The organism is Bdellovibrio bacteriovorus, assembly GCF_048286975.1.
Classification (GTDB): domain Bacteria; phylum Bdellovibrionota; class Bdellovibrionia; order Bdellovibrionales; family Bdellovibrionaceae; genus Bdellovibrio; species Bdellovibrio bacteriovorus_H.
In genome coordinates, this window is the sequence record NZ_JBLVRT010000001.1 from 138689 (window position 1) to 160341 (window position 21653).

Consider the following 21653-nt stretch of genomic DNA (forward strand, 5'->3'; position numbering starts at 1 on the left):
AGAAGCCTTTCGTCCAGCCCTCAAATCCGCTCCCCAAGCGCATCGCAACGCACAATGTGGCTCGCGTTAAAGCCACAATTCCACGCTTCATTTCACTTTTTTGTTTTAAAGCGAATCATAGTCATGAATTAATTGCTCCATGACAGTCCAACAGTTTATGCAGTTACAGTTAAAAAAACGTCAGGAGAAGAATCCCAAATTCTCTCTGAGATCCTTTGCCCGCTTGCTAAAGACGGACCCCAGCTCTTTATCCAAAGTGTTAAACGGTCTGCGCATCCCTTCAGATGAAACCGTCGAAAAGTGGGTGGACTGCATGAAGCTCACGCCGGAAGAAACTGAACAGCTTAAGGGTGTCGTGAATGGCGCCAATTCGTTCAACCCGCTGAATTCAGAGTTCTTTGAATCCACTTATAGCTGGGTTCACCCGATTCTGCTGGAAACGCTGAAGTTGCCTAATGCCACCCGCAACATGTCGGCGCTGGCGGATCTTTTCGGCATGACAGAAGAACAGATCCAAAAAACCATCGAGTATCTGGAAAGTCATAAAATTCTGCACAGAAGCACTGATAACGGAAACTACCTGCCTTCAAATCTGACCACTGTCACCATTCCCTACACCACCGAACTGCGCCGGGGCCTGCAGAAGAAATATCTGGAGATGGCACAAAAAGCCCTGGAAGAAGTGCCCATGGAAAAACGCGACAACAGCACTCTGACCGTCGCCATTCATACCGACGATATTCCCGCCATTAAAGACATCATCCGCGAAGCCCGCCACCGCATTCACCGCCTGGCTGAAAAAAGAAGACATCAACTGAATGCCGTCTATAACTTCAGCAGCGCCCTGTATCCTGTTAAAGAGGAGATTCTATGAAACTGATTCTGTCTTTCCTGCTGATCGGAATGCTTTCCCCTGTGTGGGCCTCGCCGCTGAACGACGGTCAGGAAACCAACGGCGGTGACCCTTTTGTTGCAGAGTTTTTGATTGCCCTGGATTCGGCTCTGGAACGGCTGCCTTTGAATCTGCCACTGGAAAACGGTGCTGCGATCAAACGTGAAGTTCTGGATCAGGCAAGACTGTCAGTGGTGTTTTCTTCCGTCGAGTCCCTGACACTGGATGGGCGCGAAGTCGCCGCCGTCAACCAGCCTCTGGCCATTCCTCCAAAGATCGTCATGTCGCGAACGGCCTGGAAAAAGTTGAACGAAAAACAAAGGACTTTGCTGGTCCTGCACGAACTGCTGCCAATCGTGGGAATCTTTGACGAAGACTATAGAAACTCCACCGCCCTTTGGCAGCTGCTTCAGCCAGAAAATCCCATTACAGTTTCAGCCATGGAAACAGCTATTGTCCGCTGTGATCGCGAGATGATCGGGTCAGTTTCAGAATCACGCTTCAAAAGAATGATCGCCAGACCTGAAATCGACGCCCTGATCTTAAAGTCTTTGGATCATGAGTGTCCGGCCTTCATTGAAAAGATGAACGACTGGAAGATCAGCATGGATCTGTGCATTGGTTCGCTCAGTCTGACCAACTGGTTCTTAAGAAGTCACATTCGAAGTGTCCCTGCCGCTGTTGAAATCCTGAAAACGCTGCGTTCTCAAGGTGTGCCCACCTTCAAAGTCTGCGCTCACAAGGCCAATAACAGCTGTGATCAGGTCAAGAAAATGGGCAATCCCTACCAGGCTGAACTGAGTTTAGCCATGGGTTGCGAATAAAAAAGGGGCGCACAGCGCCCTTTTTTTGTTTAATGAAGTACCACTCCATCATCCTCGTCCGGCAGCGATTCGCGGATTTCTTCCGGAGTCGCTTCCCGCACCTCCAAAGCCTCAATCTCAAAAACCAAATCCTGCCCAGCCAGCGGGTGATTGGCATCAAGAGTGACCTGATCTGAGGACAGCTTTGTCACTCGGAATTTTTCAGTCTTATGACCTTCTCTTGCGAAGATCACACTTTCCCCCAGACGCAGCTTGCTGCCGCCCACCAGAGAATCACGGGATACTTCCAAAACCTTGGATGTGTCATAGTAACCGTAGGCCTCTTCGGCCCTGACAGCGATCTGTCGTTTTTCACCCTTGCGGATGTTCGTCAAACCCTTCGAAAGAGCCTGAAGCTGATCTTCAGCTCCATTCAAAGAAGTCAGCACATCACGATTGTAGGTCGAACTGATGACCTTACCCAGCTTGTTTTTAAGAACACAGTGAAACGATACAATCTGAACGTTCATAGCATGTCCTTTGTTGGCGAAACATTGTTGGGACGAAATCACCTGTGGTTCAGTATCGGTAGTTACCAGGAAACGAATATCGAGTATCAGCGTACAGAATCGAGTATCATTTTAAGACGAGCAGCCAAAGACTTCCGTGCTGCCTGAACCCCAGTATAACATCATGAAGCCCCAGTACCAGTCCGAAAATCAAAAAAAAACAGAAGATCACTTAAATCTGTCGTATTTGAGCTCAACAGCCGGACCCAGCCACATGGCAGCCTGGGTATGGTCATACAGGTCATCCCCGGTCAATTCATGGACCAGGACCGAAAGATCCCCGCGCTCGTGCATAAGCCACAGGACCACTTCCGTAAAATGCTCTTTGGGAAAATTGATTTCAAACATAGGGACCGGATGCGGACCGATGGCTTCCGGAATCATTTCGCCGACGAAGACTTTTTTGCCTTCAAACATGCGAATGGCCTCGTCGCGAAGATGCTCCGCTTTGGTGAGGCTGGCACTTTCAAAGTAGATATGGGCATCGAACTCGCGAGGAAAACCCGCCGGCAAAAGCTTGCTGTTCACAGTATAAGTCTTTTGCATGGCAGGCTCCTTTAGTGCGCAGTTTGGATGTATTCCTTCAGTTCCGGGATTTCGCAAGGCACGCAGCCCACTTTACCGACCACCACACCGGCGGCATAGTTCGCCAGCATACAGGAATGAACCAAAGACAAGCCCGACACCAGCCCCAAAGAAAGAGCTGCAATGACCGTGTCCCCCGCACCCGTCACGTCAAAGACCTTGCGGGCATAAGTTGGAACTTCCGTGATTTCATCACCAGAAACAATGGTCATACCGTCTTTACCACGAGTCAGAACCACATCTTTGGCACCGGTCAGTTTTTGCAAGGCGCGTGCGACATCCACTACCTTGTTCGGGTTGTCACGCAGATCATCGAAATCCATGCCCGTCAATACAACCGCTTCATCGTAATTGGGCTTGATCAGGTCCACACCCTGATAGAAGGAACCGTGGTTGTTGCGATGTGGATCAACCATCAGTTTTTTACCGTGCTTTTTACAGATCGCAGAAACCTTTTCAACCACGTTGCGGGAAATCACACCCTTGGCGTAATCCTCAATCACCACGCAGTCTGCTTTAGCCACATTCTTTTCAACAGTCTCAATCAGGCGGGCTTCGGCTTCAGCAGAAAGATATTTGCGCAGTTCATAGTCCACACGCACCAAGTGATGGTGTTTGGCCATCACCCGGGTTTTACGTGTGGTGGGACGAGCCTTGTCGACGATCATGTAGTCCCAGCTGACACCACTTTTCGTGAACAGCTCACGCAGAAGGTTCGCACCAGTGTCATCACCCACAACAGAAACCAGCATGGCTTCCCCGCCAAGGCTTGCCACGTTTTGAGCCACGTTGGCAGCAAGCCCCAGGCGCATGTCTTCTTCTTCCACTTCCAGAACCGGGACCGGTGCTTCGGGGCTGATACGGCGAACCTGGCCCATGACATACTCATCCAGACCCACATCGCCGATGATGAGGATTTTTTTGCCTTTTAGGAAAGGAATCTGATTTAGAAGAAGTTCTTTTTCCTGAGGACCCACGGAGGCCTTTACGGGTGTTGTCATTTTTTCATTCTCCCGGAGCAATTGAGCTTCCCTTGTAGCCCAAAAAGGCCCGGCCTGTCACCCCCAAAACCCCGCACTTGGCGGCCCCGGGGGCCTCGTGATAGAACCCATGACCTATGTTTAAACCCAAAGGCAGATTCCCAACCAAACCCGCCCCGCGTTCCGCGAGCACAGGCCCGAAAAAAGGCGGCAATGACGGCGGCGAAAAGTCCCTGCCCTATGGATTGATCTATAAGCAGAACTATATCTCGGCGAGGGAAAAGGCCGAGATTATGGCCTATCTGAAAACGCTTTATCCGATCTGGGAAATGCGTTATTCCAAAAACAACCCACCGCCGGAAAACCAAAAGCAACGCCCTCTTCTGCGCCCGGTATACTGGCTGGGAAACTGGCAGTTTGCCTGCCTGAACTATTATCATCCTCCAAAAGGCATCTACAACCGCTGTGTCACTGCTGAAGGATATCCACCGATTTTGGAATATCTGATCCAAAAGATCGAAGCCCTGGTCCATGACACCTATGCACCCCGGGATATTCCACGCGGCTGGCATTTGAACACCTGCCTGATCAACTATTACGGCGATCAGATTGGTGAAGACGGTAAAAAAAATGACTGCGCCCGCGTGGGCGAGCACAAGGATTTTGAGCCGGGCCCGGTGGCGTCGATTTCTTTCGGGGAACGTGCTTTCTTCCAGTTTGTTTCAAGCCAGGGCACGGAATCCAAATCCAATGCCGTCTTTCAACAATGGCTGGAAGACTGTTCGCTGCAGATTTTTGGCGGGGATAAATTCAAGAAACATCTTTTCCACCGTGTTCAGCGCGTGGACCGCAAGTCCGGGGATTCTTTCCCTTTGAACGAGATCTCAAACTTTGAAACCCGCCGGATCAACTTCACCTTCCGCTATGTGCCGGATGAGCACATCACCCCTTTCAATCGCCTGTCGGCTGAAGCAAAAGAGGATGTGCAGGGCTATATGGCAAAGCTGGCGGAGCATTCAGACTTCTTCAAAGAAGAACTGTCCAAATAATCAAAGGGCCACCGGCCACGAGGCCACAAGCAGCGCCTTGCCTTTGCTTTGATCAATCCGCACTTTCAAATTTTGATTCAGCCAGCGCACAATCATCTCTTGTTCAGATCCGGTCATGTCCTTGTTAAAGAAACGGAAGTCAAACTGCGACAGTGGCAAACTTAAGTTCATGGATTTGGTTTTGCCCCTGGCATTTTCCACTTCCAAACTGACAGTCACGAAGCCCTGCTTTTTACCCGGCTCTTCCACCTCAAACTTCACACTGGAACCGGAATCAAAGAACCCGGTCCATTCCTCGTCAGAAAGATCCATCTCCAGTTTCTGTTCAGTCATTTTGAAATTTGGAGAATGCGACAAAACATACGACTGGAACAGTGACGTCAAAGCACTCCAGTCATACGGAACAGGCAGCGTGCAGTGCACCCCTTGGGGCAGTTCCACCACGCGGATGTTTTTACTGTCGACCTTCAATTCCTTGTTCAAAAGCATCTGGGCATTCACATCATAAGGAACGGCCGGATCCTGTTCGGTCGCATAAATCAGAACCGGCTCTTCCACCTGCTTGTAGTAGCGCCAGAAATCATTCAGCTCCCAGAAATGAATGCTGTCTTCCTGTCCCGGTGGCAGCTTCACGGCATTCACATAAGAAAGCCCACCGTGATAAGTGCGTGCGATCTCGGAAATGGCTTTGTTCAGGAATGAAAAGTTGTCATAAGTGACCAGGGACGGGATCTTCTGCTCCAGACCTTTCAGACGCTGACGGCTCCACAGGTCGACAAAGGCGGACTTCACTCCGCTGTGGGTCAGGGACTCCATCGTCGAACGCAGGTTCACCACCGGGCACAGCGCCGTGAAACTGTTGATCAGCGGACCGCGTTTCGGTGAATTGTATTTGTTCAGCAGCGAGGAATAAAGCACACCGTGACCACCCAAGCTGACGCCGAACACATGCACGCTGTCCACCATCTGTGACAGGGGCTCAATTGGATCTTGCAGCAGGCGCGCTACCAATATGTTTTGAATTCCTTCATCGTAACCGCCGAATGAGAAGCGGCTGTTGTTAGCAACAAAGTCCGGACTGGACATATTTTCAAGCATCAACACATTGAATGGCGACTGTTCAAACAACATCATCAGCCACGCCCGTTCTGGTTTGAAGTCCTCGACGTTGGAGAAAATCCCCAGACGCACGATCACCAGCGGGCGACGTTTCATATCGCCCTTCAATCCCAGCAGACCTTTCAGTTTTACGTTGCCCGGAAGATTCACCACCACCCGGCGCAGGAACGGATGCCCTTGCGGATCGTACTTCATCGTCATCATCCGGCGCATATTGACCAGGTAACCGTTGTCTCCGGTCTCAAGCTCAGAACGACAGTCCTGGAAATACTTCTGCACCAGGGCCCCTTGCAGCTGGGCTGATTTTTGAACCCGCGTGTCCTGCATGCGTGCCGCCCACACTTCCGGCGCACAACCTGATGACATCAATTTTGGTTCACCAGTCGGGATCCAGCTGATGACATTCGTCATGATAAAATTCAGAGGCTCAGGATAACGCCCCGGGCTGTCACCCAGTAAAGGAGAGTCCTCCGCCGGAAAGCTGATGCGGGAACTTTGGAACTGCTCCATGAAAGCTCTTTGCGGGCTTTCGGCATAAAGTTGGGGACTGATTAATAGGACGCTAAATAGGCTAAACCACGACTGAAGCATAGGCCCATTGTGGTCAAAAAGAACCACTGAGTCATCACCTTTTTCCGGAGTGACTTTGAGTATTTACTTCACTAAAATTTCACCGTGTACTTAAGGAGACACATATCATGGAACACAAGATAGAGCCTCTCTATGACGGGCCTCTTTTCAGAAACGCCATTCAAACTCTCGATGAAGCTGCTAAAATTATCAACTGCGATCCCAATATCCTTGAGCGTCTGAAAAGACCTCGTCGTTGCATCACAGTTTCTGTCCCTGTCCGTATGGACGACCACAGCGTGAAAGTATTCACGGGCTACCGTGTTCAATACTCTCCGACGTTGGGCCCCTACAAAGGCGGCATCCGTTATCACCAGAACGTGGACCTTTCCGAAGTTGTCGGCCTGGCGGCTTTGATGACCTTCAAAAACTCTGTTTTGGGTCTTCCTTTGGGCGGCGCAAAAGGCGGTATCACTGTTGATCCGACCAAACTTTCCCGCACTGAAAAACAAAACCTGACTCGTCGTTATGCTTCTGAAATCGGTCCTTTCGTAGGCCCGACAAAAGATATTCCAGCTCCGGACGTGGGCACTGATCCACAGACGATGGCTTGGTTCATGGACACTTATTCTCAAGAACAAGGTGGCTTCGCTCAACCGGGCGTGGTGACTGGCAAGCCGGTGGAAATCGGTGGTTCTTTGGGTCGTAACCATGCGACCGGTTTGGGTGTTGTGTATGTTGCAGAAAAAGCTTTCGAAGTTTGCAACATGAGCATGAAAGGCGCTTCCATCGCGATCCAGGGCTTCGGTAACGTGGGTTCCTTCGCGGCGAAATTTGCGCATGAACGCGGTGCCCGCATCGTGGCTGTCAGCGACGTTTCCGGTGGTATCTTCAACGGCGACGGTCTGGACATCAACGAAGTGAACGAATACATCAAAGCCCACAAGTTCCTGAAGGGTTATCCAAAAGCTCAGCCGATCAGCAATGAAGAGCTGCTTGAAGTGAAATGTGATGCTTTGTTCCCGTGCGCTCTGGAAAATCAGATCGACACGCACAATGCAGAAAAAATCCAGGCAAAGATCATCGTGGAAGGCGCCAACGGTCCTATCACCAATGCGGCGACAAAAATCCTTCATAAACGCGGTGTCTTTATTGCTCCGGACGTTATCGCCAACGGCGGTGGTGTGATCGTTTCCTACTTCGAGTGGGTTCAAGACACCATGTCTTATTTCTGGGACGAGGAAGAAGTGAATGGCCGCCTGAAAGGCATCATCACCAAAGCCTTCGACAAGGGTTATTCTTTGGCCAAAGAAAAGAACATTGATATGAGATCTGCTGCAATGGCGGTTTCTGTTCAACGTCTTGAGCGCGCGATGCTGCTCAGAGGCTTGTACCCAAGATAATGCGTCCTTGGTTGCTTTTACCACCCCAGTGGGCTCACGATCTGAGCTCACTGGGTCTTCCTCTCTACTCTCTGATTCACGGACGAAAAACTCCGCACTGGAAGAGCTTTACCTGGCGAGGTCTAGAATTCGCCAATCCCATGGGTATTGCCGGCGGTGTTGATAAAAATGCGGAACATCTGAAAGAATGGTGGGCGTTGGGTTGCGGCTTTGTTGAAGTCGGCACCATCACTCCCCGCGCGCAAACTCCGAATCCTGGAAAAATCATGGACCGCGACCTGGAACTTCAGGCCATGTGGAACAAGATGGGTTTTCCTTCTGACGGCGGCGATGAAGTTTTTCACAATCTAACGTCCTATGCGCCGAACTACCGCACCCCGATTTTTGTAAACATCGGAAAAAACCGTCACACCCCGAACAACGGAGCTGTGGCTGATTACCTGACTTTGGTGGACCAGTTCCGCCCGTTTGCAGATGCCTTTGTTGTGAATATCTCAAGCCCCAATACGGCGGGCCTGCGAGATCTTCAGAAAAAAGAGAATCTGCGTGCCTTGATCGGTCCTATCGTGGACCGCGTTTCTCACTTCGAGCCCACGCCGGTGCTGGTGAAGCTTTCCCCCGACATGGGTGATGAGGGCCTGGCTGAAGCCGTGTCCAACTGCCAGGAATTGGGCGTGGACGGTTTTGTTTTGACGAACACCACATTGTCCCGTCCCGCAGGATGCCATTTCCCAGCTGAAGGGGGCCTTTCTGGCGCTCCTTTAAAGCAACTTTCGCAGCGCGCCCTTCAGATTGCTGTTCAAACTTTGGGCAAAAAACGCGAAGGCCTGCTTTTAGTCAGTGTTGGGGGCATTATGAGCCCAGAAGATGTCTTTGAAAGATTGCAAATGGGCGCCGATCTTGTTCAAATTTATTCTGCACTTGTGTTTCATGGACCCGGTTTCTTCCATGACGTTGCTAGAAGGTATAATGACGGACGATAGCGCAGTTGAATCAAAGCAAAAAAAATCTAAAATCCGCAAGGGTCATTGGATCCCGGTGGTGGCTGGATTTCTGCGTAAAGACGGCAAGATCCTGGTGGGCCAGCGTCCTGAAAACAACTCTTTGGCCGGCCAATGGGAATTCCCGGGCGGCAAGATTGAAAACGGCGAAACCCCTGAAGAAGCTTTGGCCCGCGAACTGAATGAAGAGCTCGGTATTGAGGCTGAGGTCGGTGAATTGAAGCTGGCCTGCACGCATTCCTACGGAGATGTAGGGATTCTCATATTGTTCTATGAAATCCTGTATTGGAAGGGCGAGCCTCGGGCCAAGCATCACATGATGCTGGAATGGATCCATCCGGAAGAACTCAAGCACCGCAATATCCCCGAAGCCAACCGCAAAATCCTTCACAAGATCTATAAAGCGTTGGGACTGGAATGGCGAAAATAATCCTGGTTAGCAAACATGTGAACGCGACTTCGTGGCAGCTGGCGCAAGCTTTAAAAGCCCAGCAGCACGAGGTGGTTCTGCTGACCAGTTATGGCGAAACTCCCCGCGACACCAGCGGCATCGAGTTCATGGGCTATTTCAAAAAATGGAGTTTCCTGGAAGGTGTACGCATCATCCCAGGTTTATTCGGCCTGCAACCCCAGATTCTGCATGTGCTTTTGGATGATGATAAAATGAATGCGGCGCAAATGGTGCTTTCCACCTTTGCAAAATCCCACCCCACCTGTGTTCTGACGACCTCTTTACTGAATATCAAAAACGGCCTGTCCCGCCGAAACCCGGTTCGTTATCTGGTTGAAGAAAGTGACATCATCACCTGCCCGACCGTGGAAACACTGGGACAGCTTCGTGGTTTGGATGTCCGATCCAATCGTCAGGGCCGCGGAATTTTGCCGCCGGTGCTGGATTTAAAAAACGAACTCAACGACGAGGCCATCGACAGCAGCGAACTGCCACTGGTCGCGAACCTGAAAAAGTCCCCTTACGTGGTGATGCCCTTCAACGAAACACGCTTCAATCCGGACTCGGATTATTTCATCCGTCTGCGGGCTGTAGCGCAAAAATACAAAGTGGCCCTGTGGGGAACTTACGCTCACTGGACCCTGCGTGATCGTAAAAAATTTGCCGCATGGATGGCTGAATTCCAGTGCGCAGATCGCTGGGTTCTGACTGGACCTCTGTCTGCCCCGGTGACCCAACAACTTCTAAGTGGCAGTACTGCTTTGATGCTGGCGGGACAGAATTTTACACCGGTTGAAATGACGGAATATTATCTGCGTGCGATTCAGTCCCACGCCGTGCTGATTCTGGACACGCGCCAGACCAGTGTTCATTCCGATCTTTGGAAAAACACCGTCAACTGCTGGGTGCTGAATCATTCTCAACTGCAAAAAGATCTGATCAAACTGCTGGCCAAAAGCCATCTGCGTCTGCCGGAATCCCTGTCTGAAAAACTGGCCGAAGACCGCCATCTGATCGACTCCTCGATGAATGAACTCAATCGTCTGTACAACAAGGCCTTGAATCATCTAAGATAGTTTCATGGCTAAAAAGTCCCGACTGCCGGAAACACTCAATATCTGTCTGACGTCCCAACGTTTTCCGATTCTCAGTCGTGCCACCGATCATGGTTTCTTGTGGCCTATCGCCCGTGGTTTGGCCCGCGAAGGTCACAAAGTCACAGTTCTTGCCGCCAGTTCCGCACTGAAAAAACCGGAAGTCACCCGTGATGGCGTGAAGGTGTTTTATCTTCACGAAGGCGCAAAAAATCTTTCGCATCTGAATTTCCAAATGGCAGTTCGTCAGAAGTTTGCACAACTGCACAAGGAAGATCCGTTTCATATCGTTCACAGCATTGATAAATCCGGCTATCGCATCGCCTCCCGCAAAGATGATTTCAAAGTGGCGGTGGCTTATGACGTTGAAGCGACTCAGATGTCCCAGCTTTTTGCCATTTTGGCGATGAAGCAAGACACATTGGGCAGCATGCTGACCACGGCGGTCGCAACGGCGTATAAATTTCTGACTACTTACTATGGTGGGGACCGTCAGTTACTTTCCTCCGCCGACGGCATCTTTGTCACCAATCCCCAGCAGCGCATTATTCTGGAAAGATATTATCTTTATCCGGATTTCCACACCTACACGGTGCCTTATGGGATTGAACTTGGAGATCTGACGCCGAAGGAAAAGTCCCTGGAATTGCGTAAGAAACTGGGAATTCCTGAAAATGCCCACGTGGCGGTTTCAATCACCGACATGACCGATGTGCAGGAAGTGATTCCATTGTTGCGGGCCTTTGAAAAAGTCGCCATCAAAAAACCAGGCAGCTATCTGCTGTTGGTCGGTAATGGCCCGAAATACAAAGACATTGAATTCCAAGTTTTGAATCTGGCCCTGGGGAACCGCGTGATTCTGACCGGAGCGATTCCGGCCGGAGAACTGGAAGATTATATCGTTTTGGGCGATGCCTTTGTGAATATGGGCTCCCGAACCACGGGTTTTGAGCCCTCCACCCTGGAAGCAATGGCCCAAAAGAAGGTCGTTTTGGGCTCAGAAGTGTCCCCAATCGCCAATATTATCGAGGATGGACGGGACGGATTCCTGCTTCGCCCGGCGGATGTGGACTCTATGTCGAACCTATTGGTCGAGATCTTCTCCGGCACCATGCCGGCGGATGAAATCGGCGATCGGGCCCGCCAGAAGGTCGTTGACCTGTTTGATACGGCCAAAATGGTCCAGTCCGTGCTTGATGCTTACCGTAAAATCCTGCTCAACACGGGTCTGTATAAGAAGCATTGAGTTAAATCATTGAAAAGTGGTAGTCAGCCCCCTTCTCTTCTGTATAATCGAGAGTGTTATCAATACTTTAAGTAGGTCAGAATGACAAAAGCAGATTTGATAAATTTGATTTCTGAAAAAGCGGGCATCACCCGTGTAAAAGCAGAAACTGTAGTAAACACTATTTTCGATTCTATGGTGGAAGCTTTGATGCGCGATGACCGTATTGAAATCCGTGGCTTCGGTTCATTTGTGAACCGTCAGTACGGTGCCTACAAGGGTCGTAATCCACGCACTGGCGAAATCATCAACGTCGATGAAAAGAAACTTCCGTTCTTCAAAGTTGGTAAAGAACTGAAAGAAGACATCAACGGCGGCCCGGAAGAAAAGGGCTAAATTCAAAAGACCTTTCGGGGTCTTTAAGAATGAAAAAAGGGGCTTTTCAGCCCCTTTTCTATTTTCAAGATGTGCAGCGGAACTACTATTTGCAACGCAGATTTTTTACGTCGTAGAAGTGTTCAGTCTTTTTGAAAGTGGTCACGCAAGTGTAAACTGCACGAGTGTAGTAAACACGAACAGTCGTTTGAACTGCCAGATCTTCACCTTCAACAGTCACGAATTTATAGTCATCAATCTGAACTTGAGAATCATCGAAACCGAAGTTTTCAAGAATGCTATCTGTCGTCATGATATAGATTTCTTTCATTTTTCCAGCAAATGCAGGTGCGGAAACAAACATCAAAGCGGCGATCAATAAAGCCTTCATAGGAACCTCCGGTGGTTTATTTAATGCGGAAGTTCTAACGGATGAAGGCCCCTAAAGACAGTCAAGATTGCCTTTTCTGTCATTTTTTCCGGTTATTCATATCGAAGCGCTTCAATTGGGTGCAGTTTTGATGCCTTGCTGGCTGGATAACTGCCGAAAACGATCCCAATCAGGGCAGAAAATCCAAAAGAAAGTATCACGGAGCCCGCAGAAACCACCGTCGACCACCCCAGAACCTTGGAAATCAACAGCGAGAATCCAACCCCCAGGGCGATCCCCAAAAGTCCGCCGCACACACTGACCACAATGGATTCAGCCAGGAACTGCAAAAGAATATCCCGCCTGCGGGCACCGATGGCTTTGCGCAGGCCGATTTCTTTGGTTCGTTCCGTCACGGACACCAGCATGATGTTCATAATCCCGATGCCACCCACCACCAATGAAATTGCCGCGATCGAAGCCAGCAGCATCGACATGGTCTTGCTGGTGGAATTCAGCGCCTGCTGAATATCGGCCATATTGAAAACATTAAATGCGTCACCTTGTGATGACACCGGGACACGATGACGTTTGTTCATCAGCTCCTGCAGTGAATCCTGCACATCCGGAATGTCAGCGGCATCGCGAACTTCAATATCCACCGAGTCCACATAGTTTCTTCCAAACAGGCGGTACATCGCGGTGACCACTGGAACTAAAATCCGGTCGTCCTGATCCTGCGGACCCGCGGCCCCTTTTTCCGGCAGAACCCCGATCACGCGGAAGTTCACTTTGTTGATTTTAATCATCTCGCCAATCGGGGACTTATCTCCGAAAAGCTCGCGGGCCACTGTGGTTCCAATCACCGCCACAAGAGTGCGGCGCTGATTTTCTTCCTCGGAAAAGAAGCGGCCAAAGATCGGCGTGCTTGCGCGCATTTGTTCATAGGCTGGCGCCACGCCCATGACTTGCGTGTTCCAGTTTTTATTCAGGTAAGTGATCTGCCCGCGTCCTGAAGACGATGGCGAAACATCCTTAATACCGCTGATTTGATTTTTAATCGTGCTGACATCATCCAAAGAAATCCGAATGCGCACACCGGATTCCTGCATCACCCCGCCCACACGCACATTGCCTGCGCGCAGGACCAGAAGATTCGAACCCAAAGAGGACAATTGTTTTTCAATGCTTTGACGAGCACCCGTCCCCAGCGCCAGCATTCCCACAACGGCGGCGACTCCGATTAAGATCCCCAGCATGGAAAGTCCAGAGCGGACTTTGTTTGCCGCCAGGGTTTGGAATCCCTGATGAAGATGCTCAATCATCTCGCGCACCGGCCATTTTGCCGGTTGTTGCTGACGTTTTTCCTGCGCGGTTGTTGGCACTGCTGGCAATGCCTGAAGGCGCTCGTCGGATTGAATCACACCGTCACGCAGACGGATCAAACGCTTGGCCTGCTGGCCGATTTCTTCTTCGTGGGTGACAACAATAACTGTGATCCCCTGATCATTCAGCTTGTGCAGAATATGCATGATTTCTTTTTCGCTTTTTGAATCCAGATTTCCTGTTGGTTCATCGGCGAAAATAATACGGGGATTGTTGATCAGCGATCTGGCAATGGCGATACGCTGTTGCTGGCCCCCGGACAGTTCGTTGGATTTATGATGAATTCTTTCGGCCAGACCGACCTTATCCAAAAGCGCTTGAGCCTTGTCATAGCTAAACCCGTCCTCGCTGTAAATCAGCGGCAGCGACACGTTTTGCCAGGCTTCCATACGCGGAAGCAGATTGAACTGCTGAAAAATAAAACCGATTTCTTCCCGGCGAACAATGGCCAGCTCGTCTTCACTGAGATCCGCCACTTCACGGCCATTCAGGTTATAGCTGCCTTCACTGGGAACATCCAACAGCCCCAGAATGTGCATCAGGGTTGATTTGCCGGAACCTGAAGGCCCCATGATGGCCACGAAATCCCCGCGCTCAATCTTCAGACTGATGCCCTTAAGAACGTCCACTTTCGTGTCGCCCATCTGATAGGATTTGCGTATGCCTTTGATATCAATCATTGACGACCCCGGCGCGGACTTGAGGGAGGACCAAACGGATTGGAACCTGCAGAGGATTTTTCCCCCAGCTTGAACTGGGTCACCAAAACCACATCACCTTCAACCAAGCCTTCCACCACTTCGGTATTGCGACCATCGGTAATGCCCGTGCGCACTTCACGCAGAGCAGGTTTGGAGCCTGGCACTTTCACCAGAACTTCAGTGCGCCCCTGACTGACACGCAAAGCTTCACTTGGCACCAGCAGGACACCTTTTTTTGATGCTATCGTGAAAGTCACATTCGCCGTCATCCCGCTTCGCATGAAATCCGGAGTGTTATCAGGAATCACATCCACCAGATACGTGGTGACGTTATTGACCGTGGTCGCATCAAAGGCGATCTGATCCACCGTCGCTGGCAATGGGCTTTGCGGATAAGCATCCAATACGATGGTGGCTTTTTCTTTCAGTTTGATTTGGGCAATATCGGTTTCATCCACCTGCGCTTTTACAGTCAGGCGATCGGACATCACAAAAATCGCGTCGGTGTTCGTGAAAGTCTGTCCCGGTTCAACATTCTTCAGGATCAGAGTACCTGCAATCGGCGCAATCACCGGTGTTGCCAGATAAAGCTCGGACCATTTTTTATATTCATCCGCCCCTTGTGCGCGGGCGGCGTCCAACATGGCGGCTCGTTCGGTGGAACTCATCCATGCCAGGATCTGACCCTTGCGGATCTGCTGGCCTTCTTTCGCCAGAATCTGTTCAATGCGGCCCGCAACCGGAGCTTTGATTTCAAGACGGTTTTTCGGTTGCACCGTGCCCGTGGAAAGAATCGTCACGTCCAAATCACCTGCGGTGACCGGGATTTCACGAAAGGCCGGCGCACCGCCATCTTCCTTTTTCCAAAGGTAAAAGCCCGCAGCGACAACGACGACAAGGCTCCCCAGGATCCAGCTTAGTTTCTTGGTTGAAGATTTCATGGCAGCACTCCTACACCTTGTGTTTTTTCCCAGTTGGCTTCCGCCACCACCCGATCACGACGTTTCAGGGTCTGATCCTTTTGATAGGAAATCAGATCATTTTCAATCTTGTCCCAGTCGTCAAAAGTCGTCAGACCATTATTATATTTGCTGCGCCCGATTTCAGCGCGCACACTGCCCGCTTCGACAAAGGCATCGCTGACTTTGACCTGTTCTACCGCTTCAGTGAATTCGGCGAAAGCCTGACGAAGCTTCACGATGATTTCAAGTTCTGAATTCTTCCAGGTGCTTTCGGCGACCAGCTTTTGGGCAAATGCACTTTTATTGGTGAAATAGTCTTTGCCCCCGGAAAACAGAGACCAGGACAAGGTGGCTCCAACACTCCAGCGATCACGTTCCGGATACCAGCTTTCCCCCGTGTTACCCACAGAGCCACTTAAATCCAAAGACGGTAAAAATTCAGATCGGGAACTGCTTAAGCCCGCTTCGGCACTTTGAATCTGCCCTTGGGCCTGTTGGCGTTCCGGGGTTTGCTCTGCAAGCTTTGCAAAGGATGGAGTCACAAAGGGAGGATTGCTTTCCGGGGCTCTGCCTTGAACTTCAAATTCTGCATCGGGACTTAAACCCGTCACACGAATCAGGGAGCTTCGAGAGGTGTTAAAAAAGTTTTCGGCTTTCAGCACATCCAACTGGGCTTGTTTCAGGTAGGCTTTGGACAGAAGCACCGAACCTTTGTTCTCGCGCCCGCTTTGAAAGCGCAGTTCAACCATGTTCAAATTGTCTGCCCGGCGCTTTTGAATGCTTCTGGTCAGCTTCAGAGATTCCTGGGCATAAATGACATTGGCAAAGGCGGATTTCAGATCAAAGCTGATCTTGGCTTTCACTGTGCGCAGGCTGGCTTCCGCGACCTTCAGCTTGCCCTCGTTTTCAGAGACCTTGGCCATGTCCGCAAATCCATTAAAGACATTCTGAGTGGCATTCAAAGTCGCCGTGTAGCCTTCACTTTCCACCTGATCCGTTTCACCTTTTTGATATCCCAGGTTCGCGGAAATCTGCGGCAGATAGTTGCTGTAAGAGGCATTCAGATTGTAACGGGCGGATTCCAGACTTTGTTCGGCAGCGATGAGCTCGGCATTGTTCTTTTTTACCAGCTCCAGACAGTCTGCAAACGTGTAAACATTTGCAGCCAAGGCGGGCGTGGAGGTCAGAGTCAGAATTAAAATTAAAGTCTGTGGTTTTATCATTCTAAATCTCATCAGCATTATTGCATCGTTCACTCACAGGCGAGTCAACACCGTAAGGATAAGGAAAGACTGATGGGAGATTGTGGAATGCCAGACTCTCAATTTAAGACTTAGGTTCAGGGCTTATAGGACTGATTTGGAAAAATATACAAGTCCTACGCCGTCCCAACTATTTCATGTGATGTCCAAGCAAGACTCGAATATGACAGACGTATGTTCCGTATTTTTCTTCCCACCATCCTTGTGCTTTTAAGCCTGTCAGCAAATGCCATCATTGGAGGCGAGTTCGCGTCTGCAGGTGAATTCCCATTTATGGTCAATATCTGGTTCAATGACCCAAAAGAGAACTATGTTTCTCACCACTGCGGCGGCAGTTTGATCGCCCCGCGCTGGGTGCTGACTGCGGCTCATTGTGTGCTGGAAGAAGAATCAGAAACCCGCCAGCGCGTCGTAGCACCGGCCAAATTGATGCTGTTTATTGGCGGCATAGCCCGCTCCGGCCAGGATGCGCGTTCACTAAAAATCCGCTCCATCAGGGTTCATCCTGAGTTTAACTGGCCAAAATCTGATATCGCGCTGATTGAACTTTCTGAAGCAGTCACCGACATCAAGCCTGTTGATTTGAATACTGCGGATTTGGGTGGTTCAACTCAAAAAATTGTGATCACCGGATGGGGTCTTACGGACAACGAAGGACTTCATGAAAGTATCCAGCTTAAAAAGCTGGAAGCCCCTTTGCTTCCCCGCGCCCAGTGTGCCCTGGATGATTTCCCGAAAAAGCGCGGCTATGAGCTGGGACCGGAAACACTTTGTATTGATACCTTCAATCATCAGCAGTCCTCGTGCCCGGGCGACAGTGGTGGCCCGGTGTTCCTGCAAAAAAACGGTCAGGTTGTTCAAGTGGGTGTCGTCAGTTGGGGTTCAGCCTGTTCTGGCTTCCGCGCCAAAGGCTCTTCGGTCGGTGGATACGCTGCCGTTTCCCACGCCCTCCCATGGATTCAGAAGGTCGTAGGCCACAGCAAATAGAAAAGCTTATTAAGAGCAGAACTCCAAAGAAGCGTCTTTGGAACAAAGTGCTTTTTTCATCGCATCAATTTCATCCACACGGGTTTTCAGATCTTTGTTTTCTTCCTTCAGAGCACTGATTTCTTTTTCCTGCTGAACTACTTTCGCATGCAAGGTTCTTGAATCATTCTGCCACTGGGCATAGAACTCTTTGACCGCCTGAATAATCGGCGATACCAGATTCTGATAGGCTACGGACTTCATCCCTTTGGAATCCGTCTTAACCACTTCCGGAAAGACCTTTTCAACTTCCTGGGCAATCAGACCGATATCACGTTTGTCACCTTTGGAAGGGTCAATCCAGTTATAAGTCACACCGTTAATTTGAAGGATAGAATCCAAAGCACCGTCGATAGTGGCAATATCACGTTTCAGTCTTCTGTCAGATCCCTGAGTCAACGTCCCCGCCAAAGTCGCGGTTCCATCTGTTCTTAAAGTGAACAAACAAGTCCCAACACCAAAACACATGGCATTGGCGCCCAATGGAGCCCCCGTCGACGACGAGTACCATCTCCAGGACTGACCACCTGCTGCAGCACTCTGATTGGTGATGATTGTGTAAGCCTCGCTTGAAGCCACGTGCAAATTAGTTGCTGGAACCGAAGTTCCGATGCCGACTCGACCCGTCTGATCCACCGTCATACGAACCAGACCTTGCGTGGTTCCATTGGCAACAGTGGCAAAATTAATTTTATTCCCGCGAGCGGTCGCCGACCAGTCTTCAGAGGCTAGAACCGTCATCGAATCCGTCGATCCACTGCCGTTCACCCAGTTCGTGCCATCATACGCCGCAGGAACCAACGCCATCAGGCCCATCCCATTTGTCACCGCCGTCGGAGCCGCTTTCGTGCCCTTGGCCTTATAAGCGATAAACATTGGAACTTCGGTCGGACCATAATGGCGGGCCGCAAACCTTGCTCCAACATCGGCGCCTTCGGCTTCCGCGATCACTCCGGCACGCTGAGGGTGCAACGCCCCGCTGTTGCCGGAGCTATAGACATGCAAGTCCGTCTCCGGAGCAGAGGTTCCAATCCCCAGCTTGCCCGTGCTTCCCAAGAACATATGGAATGCCCCCCCCGCTCTGAAGGACATCTGATCATTGGTGTGAGAATAAGAAAGCCCACCGGGATCACGGCTGTCAGGATCCGAAAAATACAGTGCGGAGGCCGCCGTATTCGGTGCTGTCACCTGCAAAACGGTATTGGAGTTCCCAACTACTGCCAATTTATCCACTGACACATACGGCGCCGCTGTTCCTCCGTCGGTCACCACAAGATCTGCCGTCGGAGTGGTCGTCCCAATACCTACATTGCCAGGTTCGGTGATGTGGAAGTTCGGAGAGTAACCTTTATGCCCCAGGCTCAGTCGTCTTTGTGCAGAATCCGTCGAGTTATAGTTGTACTCGATACTTCCTGCCTGATAGTTGGTGTGCGCTTTACCAACAATGATGTTGGTCTTGCTGTAAGTATCTCCGATATTCGGAGCCAGGGCTGCAAACGTGGTCAGACCTGAAATTGTCGAATTGGTGTTTTCAAATACCGCCAAAGGATTTGTCCCATCCGGCAGACTGCGGCTGATATGAAGCAGAGTCGACGGAGTCGCGGTTCCAACACCCACATTCCCTGTCGTCAACAACGTCATACGAGCGGAACCACCAGTTTCAAATTGCAGGCTTTGAGCATCATTGGTTCCCAGCACGGCCGTGGCCCCAAACGAGTTTCCATTCTGAACAAAGGCATCCGTGATTCCATACCCAGCGGCTGTTGTGGGATTCGTCGCTGCGGTCACACGCCCATAGATATCCACTGTCACAGAAGAATAGGTGCCTGCAGAAACACCGCTAGTTGGCAGGTCTACCGCCGCCAGGCCCCTGAACGTCGGGGCCCCCGCCGCGCCAGTTGGCGCCGCCCAGAAAGTTCTGGCTGCGGGCGTACCAAAATTCAGCTTTGCAGACGCGATGGTGCCCGAGATGCCACTTTCAGTTATGGAAATGCTTTGGCAAGTGAAGGTGTCAGTCAGAACCGACCAGTTCAAAGTTTTATCCGCACCACATCCCGCCGCCGGAAAAATAGTGTTGGCCGGAGTCACCGTCGAACGAATGTCCGCAAGGCTCAGGAAATTTGCCACATAGTTTGTTCCATCATATCGAAGCAACTGCCCGGCGGTCGTCGGTGCCGTTGCAGAAATGGATTTACCACGAAGTTTTACAACATCAGGATTTGGATACGTTCCACCCAGATCACCACCCGCAGCTCCCGCAGGCGCGACACCAGACACCGTCACCTCAGTCACCGAAGTCAGACGGCCTTGTGCATCGACCACCACTTGCGGAACTTTTGTCGCCGTTCCGTAAGTTCCAGCTGCCACCGTGGTATTGGCCAGATTCAAGGTCACGTTGCCACTACTGCCGCCGCCGCTTAAACCGGTTCCGGCTGTCACACCGGTGATGGTGCCTCCGGCTCCGGTGGCACTGATGGTGATCCCGCCTGAGCCATTGGTGATACTGACACCCGAGCCGGCCTGAATATTGGCTGCTTGTGGAGCATCCCCGGTTTTACCAATCAAAATCTGACCATCGGTCAAAGCCGCGGCTTCAATAATTTTACCCGCCGATGAAACCATCAAGCGGTTGTTGTTCAACGTCACACCACTTCCGGTACCGCCTTCGCTGACCGGCAAAACCCCGTTGATTCCCGCCGCTTTGCCGGAAATGTTTCCAGAAATCTTCGCACCGGAAATAGAGCCCGTAATCTGGGATTCCGTGATTGAAATACTATAACAATCAAACTTGTTCGCCGGAGTCACAAACACCAACGACTGCCCCGCCGTACAGGAAGTCGGGAACATCGTCGCATCGATTTTGTTATTCAAAGAAGTCGTCAGCCCTGAAATATCCGCCGCGGTCAGAGTTGCTGGCACCCAAGTGTTAGAACCGTTCATTTTCAGAACCTGACCACTGGTTGCCAAGGTCACACTGACATCCTGCCCACGTATTTTTTCCGCGTTCAAGAAGCGCGCATCGTTCCCTGCCGCCAAAGACCCTGCCGCCGTTCCCACGTTGGCAGAAATCACCGGGATGCTGGCTGTTCCAGTCTTGGTCAGATAGGGACCTGTCGCATTCACATCCGACACCATCCCCGCTCCACCCGCGTCGTTTTGACAGACGAAGTCCGTGCCATCAAACGTCAGGTACTGTCCACTAAGACAAGTGGACACGGAATCCTTCAATACAAAGTCCGCCGCCATCTTGTCGCCCAGACGGGCCGAGGAATAAGCAAAATTGGCAAAAGGAACCGAGCGGATAATGTTATTCGGAGTGATCGCTTTCCAGCCGCTACCGTCATGGAACTGCACACGCAAGACCCGCACTTCATCGTGCGACGGAGTGTATTTGGTCCCGCCGTCACAATCGTGTTCAATGGCGTTATTGAACACATCACGCAGGCTGTAGCCAGGATTTGAAGGATAAAGTTTCGTGCCCTCACCAATCGGAATATCAAAGACCCCTTTGGACCCTTGCATGTTCACGGCATTTCTTTGTTCACGATAGAACACGCAAGACCCGCTGACGTTCGTCACTTCAAAGGCAAAGCTGACATTGTTGTATTCCAATGCCGATCCGTCAGTTTTAAGAATGCGTCCCTGATAGTTCAGAGTTGTAGGTGTAGCCGGCGCCATCACCGTAAAAAGAATGAGGAATACACTGAGGATACAAGTACGTGCCGTCTTTAATGTTCCCATAACTGACTTAACGGCTTGTTATTACTGAGGCTTTAGCTAGATTTCAGAAGGATAATTCATATGCAGCCAGACCGCCTTCAGAGGGCCTG

At 50.8% G+C, this 21653-nt stretch carries 19 protein-coding genes; 10 read left to right on the forward strand and 9 right to left on the reverse strand.

The window, feature by feature from the left end:
• Window positions 1-157: 157 nt before the first annotated feature.
• Window positions 158-874, forward strand: coding sequence for a TIGR02147 family protein (locus ACNQKP_RS00700; RefSeq protein WP_015089873.1), 717 nt, complete (start codon window positions 158-160; stop codon window positions 872-874).
• Window positions 871-1716 carry a hypothetical protein gene (locus ACNQKP_RS00705; RefSeq protein WP_417862160.1) on the forward strand — a complete coding sequence of 282 codons (846 nt, stop codon included), beginning with the start codon at window positions 871-873 and terminating at the stop codon, window positions 1714-1716. Before ACNQKP_RS00700 ends, ACNQKP_RS00705 begins: the two co-directional genes overlap by 4 nt.
• 29 nt (window positions 1717-1745) lie before the next feature.
• Here the strand turns inward: ACNQKP_RS00705 and ACNQKP_RS00710 are convergent, their stop codons facing one another.
• The 3 genes from ACNQKP_RS00710 to rfaE1 all read right to left on the reverse strand — a co-directional run bounded on the left by ACNQKP_RS00710 (window position 1746) and on the right by rfaE1 (window position 3850).
• Window positions 1746-2225, reverse strand: coding sequence for an FKBP-type peptidyl-prolyl cis-trans isomerase (locus ACNQKP_RS00710; protein WP_417862162.1), 480 nt, complete (start codon window positions 2223-2225; stop codon window positions 1746-1748).
• 207 nt (window positions 2226-2432) lie between these two features.
• Window positions 2433-2810: a DOPA 4,5-dioxygenase family protein gene (locus tag ACNQKP_RS00715; RefSeq protein WP_011163281.1), complete on the reverse strand. Its 378-nt coding sequence runs from the start codon at window positions 2808-2810 to the stop codon at window positions 2433-2435.
• An 11-nt stretch (window positions 2811-2821) separates the two neighbouring features.
• Window positions 2822-3850: a D-glycero-beta-D-manno-heptose-7-phosphate kinase gene (rfaE1, locus tag ACNQKP_RS00720; protein WP_015089869.1), complete on the reverse strand. Its 1029-nt coding sequence runs from the start codon at window positions 3848-3850 to the stop codon at window positions 2822-2824.
• Between the two features lie 116 nt (window positions 3851-3966).
• Here rfaE1 and ACNQKP_RS00725 point away from each other — a divergent pair, with 116 nt between their 5' ends.
• On the forward strand, window positions 3967-4878 hold the full coding sequence (locus ACNQKP_RS00725) for an alpha-ketoglutarate-dependent dioxygenase AlkB (protein WP_417862165.1): 912 nt from the start codon (window positions 3967-3969) through the stop codon (window positions 4876-4878).
• Here ACNQKP_RS00725 and ACNQKP_RS00730 read toward each other — a convergent pair whose 3' ends face one another.
• Window positions 4879-6507 (reverse strand): hypothetical protein, encoded by a 1629-nt coding sequence (locus tag ACNQKP_RS00730; protein ID WP_417862166.1) that lies wholly within the window; start codon window positions 6505-6507, stop codon window positions 4879-4881.
• A gap of 188 nt (window positions 6508-6695) precedes the next feature.
• Here ACNQKP_RS00730 and ACNQKP_RS00735 point away from each other — a divergent pair, with 188 nt between their 5' ends.
• The 6 genes from ACNQKP_RS00735 (at window position 6696) to ACNQKP_RS00760 (ending at window position 12137) form a co-directional block, all read left to right on the forward strand.
• Complete coding sequence (locus tag ACNQKP_RS00735) at window positions 6696-7970, forward strand: Glu/Leu/Phe/Val family dehydrogenase (protein ID WP_417862168.1); 1275 nt, start codon at window positions 6696-6698, stop codon at window positions 7968-7970.
• Complete coding sequence (locus ACNQKP_RS00740; RefSeq protein ID WP_417862169.1) at window positions 7970-8953, forward strand: quinone-dependent dihydroorotate dehydrogenase; 984 nt, start codon at window positions 7970-7972, stop codon at window positions 8951-8953. The genes ACNQKP_RS00735 and ACNQKP_RS00740 overlap by 1 nt, the downstream gene beginning before the upstream one ends.
• Window positions 8940-9401, forward strand: coding sequence for an 8-oxo-dGTP diphosphatase MutT (gene mutT / locus ACNQKP_RS00745; RefSeq protein WP_011163275.1), 462 nt, complete (start codon window positions 8940-8942; stop codon window positions 9399-9401). The genes ACNQKP_RS00740 and mutT overlap by 14 nt, the downstream gene beginning before the upstream one ends.
• On the forward strand, window positions 9389-10498 hold the full coding sequence (locus tag ACNQKP_RS00750) for a hypothetical protein (RefSeq protein ID WP_417862172.1): 1110 nt from the start codon (window positions 9389-9391) through the stop codon (window positions 10496-10498). Before mutT ends, ACNQKP_RS00750 begins: the two co-directional genes overlap by 13 nt.
• 4 nt (window positions 10499-10502) lie before the next feature.
• Window positions 10503-11762, forward strand: coding sequence for a glycosyltransferase family 4 protein (locus tag ACNQKP_RS00755; protein ID WP_417862173.1), 1260 nt, complete (start codon window positions 10503-10505; stop codon window positions 11760-11762).
• An 81-nt stretch (window positions 11763-11843) separates the two neighbouring features.
• The gene (locus ACNQKP_RS00760; protein WP_011163272.1) at window positions 11844-12137 is read left to right on the forward strand and encodes an HU family DNA-binding protein; all 294 of its coding nucleotides are present in this window, start codon (window positions 11844-11846) and stop codon (window positions 12135-12137) included.
• Between the two features lie 85 nt (window positions 12138-12222).
• On the opposite strand, the gene ACNQKP_RS00765 is transcribed toward ACNQKP_RS00760, so the two are convergent.
• The 4 genes from ACNQKP_RS00765 to ACNQKP_RS00780 all read right to left on the reverse strand — a co-directional run bounded on the left by ACNQKP_RS00765 (window position 12223) and on the right by ACNQKP_RS00780 (window position 16758).
• Window positions 12223-12507: a hypothetical protein gene (locus tag ACNQKP_RS00765; RefSeq protein WP_011163271.1), complete on the reverse strand. Its 285-nt coding sequence runs from the start codon at window positions 12505-12507 to the stop codon at window positions 12223-12225.
• 92 nt (window positions 12508-12599) lie between these two features.
• Window positions 12600-14552 (reverse strand): ABC transporter permease, encoded by a 1953-nt coding sequence (locus ACNQKP_RS00770; protein WP_417862175.1) that lies wholly within the window; start codon window positions 14550-14552, stop codon window positions 12600-12602.
• Window positions 14549-15514 (reverse strand): efflux RND transporter periplasmic adaptor subunit, encoded by a 966-nt coding sequence (locus tag ACNQKP_RS00775; protein ID WP_417862177.1) that lies wholly within the window; start codon window positions 15512-15514, stop codon window positions 14549-14551. Before ACNQKP_RS00775 ends, ACNQKP_RS00770 begins: the two co-directional genes overlap by 4 nt.
• The gene (locus ACNQKP_RS00780; protein ID WP_417862179.1) at window positions 15511-16758 is read right to left on the reverse strand and encodes a TolC family protein; all 1248 of its coding nucleotides are present in this window, start codon (window positions 16756-16758) and stop codon (window positions 15511-15513) included. Before ACNQKP_RS00780 ends, ACNQKP_RS00775 begins: the two co-directional genes overlap by 4 nt.
• A gap of 213 nt (window positions 16759-16971) precedes the next feature.
• Between ACNQKP_RS00780 and ACNQKP_RS00785 the strand changes: the two genes are divergently transcribed.
• Complete coding sequence (locus ACNQKP_RS00785; RefSeq protein ID WP_417862181.1) at window positions 16972-17784, forward strand: S1 family peptidase; 813 nt, start codon at window positions 16972-16974, stop codon at window positions 17782-17784.
• Between the two features lie 9 nt (window positions 17785-17793).
• Here ACNQKP_RS00785 and ACNQKP_RS00790 read toward each other — a convergent pair whose 3' ends face one another.
• The gene (locus ACNQKP_RS00790; RefSeq protein ID WP_417862183.1) at window positions 17794-21564 is read right to left on the reverse strand and encodes a tail fiber domain-containing protein; all 3771 of its coding nucleotides are present in this window, start codon (window positions 21562-21564) and stop codon (window positions 17794-17796) included.
• Window positions 21565-21653 lie beyond the last annotated feature (89 nt).